This is a genomic window from Candidatus Neomarinimicrobiota bacterium (genome assembly GCA_034716895.1).
Classification (GTDB): domain Bacteria; phylum Fidelibacterota; class UBA8477; order UBA8477; family JABMPR01; genus JABMPR01.
In genome coordinates this window covers 1-4,017 of sequence record JAYEKW010000063.1, presented here as the reverse complement: position 1 = coordinate 4,017, position 4,017 = coordinate 1, and the positions used below count along the sequence as shown (strand labels likewise).

Here is a 4,017-nt window from a genome sequence, read left to right as displayed (position 1 = left end):
TGGAGAATTTGGAACTGAATATGGTATTACCTATGTCTTTAGCCGCCGCCATCGGATACGCCATTGGGGTTATCATTTTTGCTCTGTTCCTGCGACGCTATCGACGACGTATGATCGACAATTACATAGCTAGAACTAAAACCAAACGCCTGAAGTAGAGAAAGGGACACCGCTATGATTAATACTATTTGGATCGTCTTGATGGGAGGAGGTATTCTGGTTGCTGCCTTCCAGTGCCTGGGGCTTGATTATAGCGCTGCTTCCGGACTGGTTATGGATCCCAGCTTTGTCCCGCTCACTGATCTGACCAAGGCTTTGTTCACCTCTGCCAAAGCAGCTGTAAATCTGGCTATTGGTCTGATTGGGATCATGGCTCTCTGGTTAGGACTGATGAAGATTGCAGAGGAATCCGGTTTGGTCAAGATCTTTGCCCGGGCAGTTCGTCCTGTCATGGTGCGCTTGTTTCCGGATGTGCCAGCTGATCACCCTGCCATGGGTGCCATGGTCATGAACATTGCCGCCAACATGCTGGGTCTGGGAAATGCTGCCACACCCCTGGGTCTGAAAGCCATGCAGGAACTGCAAACTTTGAATAAGGTCAAGGATACAGCTACCAACGCCATGGCCACCTTCATGGCTTTGAATACTTCCTCAGTGACCTTCATTCCGGCTACCGTGATTGGGATCAGGGCTGCTGCCAACGCTTCCAATCCGGCTGAGATCATCGGACCGGTTATTCTGGCTACCGGTGTTTCCACAACAGTGGCCATCATTATGATCAAACTGCTCCAGAAGCTTCCCAAGTATCGCATGCCGGTACCGGAAGGGGAGGAGGTCTGAGATGTTTCAAGGAATAATCAACGGTGTCTCAGCAGTTGCGATCCCTGTCCTGATCCTGGCCATTGTCGGTCATGGTTGGTACAAGAAGGTTAAAGTTTATGAAGTTTTTACAGATGGAGCCAAGGAAGGCTTTGATGTAGCGGTCCGGATAATCCCGTTCCTGGTAGCCATCCTGGTTGCCATTGGAGCTTTTCGGGCTTCCGGTGCTTTGGATATGATCACTGGATTGTTAGCACCGCTCACCTCCTGGATCGGCATGCCTGGTGAGATTATCCCCATGGCTCTGATGCGTCCCCTGAGCGGTAGTGGCGCCTTGGGTATTGTTTCAGAGTTGATCACTACTCACGGACCGGATTCACTTATCGCGCGGATGGCTTCCATTATGGAAGGATCCACTGAAACTACGTTTTATATTTTGGCCGTATATTTTGGATCAGTCGGAGTTACCAAGACACGCCATGCCCTCCCCGCTGCTCTAACTGCGGATCTGGCCGGGATCATAGCTGCCGTAGTTGTCACGCAGATGGTCTTTGGATAAAGAGAGTCTTGGATGTCACTTGATCTGAGAAATGAAGTAACAACATCAAATATTTGGCATTCAGAAGAATATGGAAAACAGCCGTATTAATTTCGTAATTGTTTTATGGTGAGTTTCAGCTTGCTTTGAGAAGTTGAAAGTTTTATGATTTCAATTAAATTTAAGGATAGACCTTAAACGATGAAAGGGTGTATTATGAGAAGAATGTTATCAATTTCCTTGATTTTGATATTCGCTGTTACAGCGTATGCAGGCGAGGCAAATAGAGCTCCAAAGTCTGTTCCTTCGACTTTGAACAAAAATTATGAACCAGTTGGAACACCGATTATTCCAGACCTAAGTCAGAGTACTTTTTCCCACGCCTTGCGTGAAGTGAATGGTGTGTTGGTCGATTCCTCTAAAAATGGTTATGGTATGCTGGTATCAGAGACCAATCCCATTTCTAGAAATGAAGCGAATACCGATCAAATTCTGATGGGTTATCGTCAATTTGCCGGTCTCACCGGATCGTCTGGCTCAATTGGTGCCGCTTATACTGATAATGGTGGTCAATCATTTACGACCTTTTCAAATTTGAACGATGGCCTGTCTGCAGCCGGTGGACGGTATCCATCTGCTGTAGCAACTGAATACTATCCGATCCTGATCTGGAATGAAAGTGGTGGCGGTGGTGGTGGTGATTACGGTGGTCGTGCGTTCTATACCTTTGATGAAGGTGAATATGGTGGCGAGATCTTTTTTGATCCCACTGATGTCCACAATAATCCGGCTGCTCATGATTCCTGGATTGTCGTTCCGACCTATAACACTGATGCTGATGGTAATAATTATTTTAATGCCACCATCAATGATTGGTCAAATAACCGGGATCATATCACCTTTCATGCTGCTGAAGTTGGTGGCTGGGGCGGATCAGCTTTCGGTTTTTCCAATGCCATGACCATTCTGAATAATGATCGTGAATTTCAATGGGATGGTTCCAGCAACTATACGGCCACAGGCAATATGGATATTAATGATGATGGTATCGGTTACTATGCCGTTTCAGCCTATTGGGGTGATGAGAACATGGTTGGGAATCATACCATATTCATGAAGAAAACTGCCAACTATGGTGCAACCTGGAGCCCCTGGTACTGGGAACCGGATGCTCTGTTAGATGCCTATTTTGAAGATGTTTTTCCAGACAGCTCCTATGATATGTTCGATTCTACAGTCACCTACCTGGGTGATGAACTGGGTGGCGAATGGTCTCCCTTCATCTCTTATGATCTTGAAGTAATCACTGATCCTGATGGTGGTGTCCATGTTTGGAGTGGCGTATTACCATCCTGGGGCGAGAGTGTTTACATCCGCTATTCGGTTGAAAATGGTGTCTACCATTTTTATGCACCTGAAGATGGCTTTGCCGGTTCCGGTGGTCCCGTACAGATGGAAATATCCTTTGTTGGTTCCATGCAAATGGGTTGGGCTTATAGCGTACCTGGCTGGTCATCTAATGTTATCAGTGCTGCGTATGACAAGACCATAGATAATGCTTTATACATCACTTACTATACCATAACGGATACAGGTACTACTGTCGATGGCACTGAATGGGCTGACGCAAATATAGTGGGTGCCTATTCAACTGATAATGGTACGACTTGGACAGAAGTTGAGAATTTGACCATGACCAACGATGGTGTTATCGATGAGATCGATGGGCACATTAATCGGGTTGCCGATGACGGTCATATCTACATGTTCTGGCAGGTGCCGGACTATGATGTTGCCACTATTGATCCTCCAGAACAAAATGAAGATTATATGCAGCGTCTTTACTTTGCTGATCATGATTTTGAGGTGGACGTAAGTACTGTTGATCCAGTACTGCAACCGGAATATTTCAGCTTGAATCAGAACTATCCAAACCCCTTCAATCCCAGCACGCTGATATCTTTCAATCTGCCAGCCACGGGACACGTGGAACTGACAGTCTTTGATATCATGGGTCGCGAACTTGTGACCCTCCAGAATGGGACGCTCAATGCCGGTCGCCATGAGGTCAGTTTTGATGGGGCAGCCTACTCAAGTGGTTCATATTTCTATCGCTTGGAAATGAACGGTCAGCAGTCTGTCAAGAAAATGTTGTTGGTAAAATAATAGAAAAGTTATCAAAAAGAGGTCATCTGAATCGTGTGAAGTTCTGGCGAGAAATTTCTCCCCTTACTTTATAAGGATCAAGATGAGGTCAATTTTCAGTTGACCTCTTTTTGTCTTAAATAGTAGACTAATCCACTTCAAAACAGCATTATACTATTCACAACGAATGCGATGAAAAGCGAATTATGGCCCCTCCTGTGCTTGTCACGGCGCTGTGAAACGGTGCTGCAAGGGACTCGGGGTGGATCAGTGTGCAAGTTGGAAGTAAAGTTGACATGATAGACAAAAGCGGTGTACAAAACAGATATAATTGATACTTTGCGGTGTTGCAGGTTTTGTCAATCGAAGATTTCGGCCGATATGTCGGGAGAGCGTCTTTTTTCAGGTCTGCAAACAAGTATTATTAATTGGATTATAAAATGCTTCCCATGGGTTTTACTCATAGTCAAACTGAAAAAGATCAAGATTTACCATATTGAAGTTTAAGTGATATA

Annotated in this window: 3 protein-coding genes; all 3 read left to right on the top strand. The window is 45.4% G+C overall.

Annotated elements, in window-relative coordinates; translation table 11 throughout:
- Positions 1 to 174 precede the first annotated feature (174 nt).
- The 3 genes from U9Q77_04460 (at position 175) to U9Q77_04450 (ending at position 3,523) form a co-directional block, all read left to right on the top strand.
- Complete coding sequence (locus U9Q77_04460) at positions 175 to 840, top strand: nucleoside recognition domain-containing protein (protein ID MEA3286608.1); 666 nt, start codon at positions 175 to 177, stop codon at positions 838 to 840.
- Between the two features lies 1 nt (position 841).
- A complete protein-coding gene (locus U9Q77_04455) occupies positions 842 to 1,378 on the top strand; it encodes a spore maturation protein (GenBank protein ID MEA3286607.1) in 537 nt (178 codons plus the stop codon).
- 195 nt (positions 1,379 to 1,573) lie between these two features.
- Positions 1,574 to 3,523 (top strand): T9SS type A sorting domain-containing protein, encoded by a 1,950-nt coding sequence (locus tag U9Q77_04450; GenBank protein MEA3286606.1) that lies wholly within the window; start codon positions 1,574 to 1,576, stop codon positions 3,521 to 3,523.
- Positions 3,524 to 4,017 lie beyond the last annotated feature (494 nt).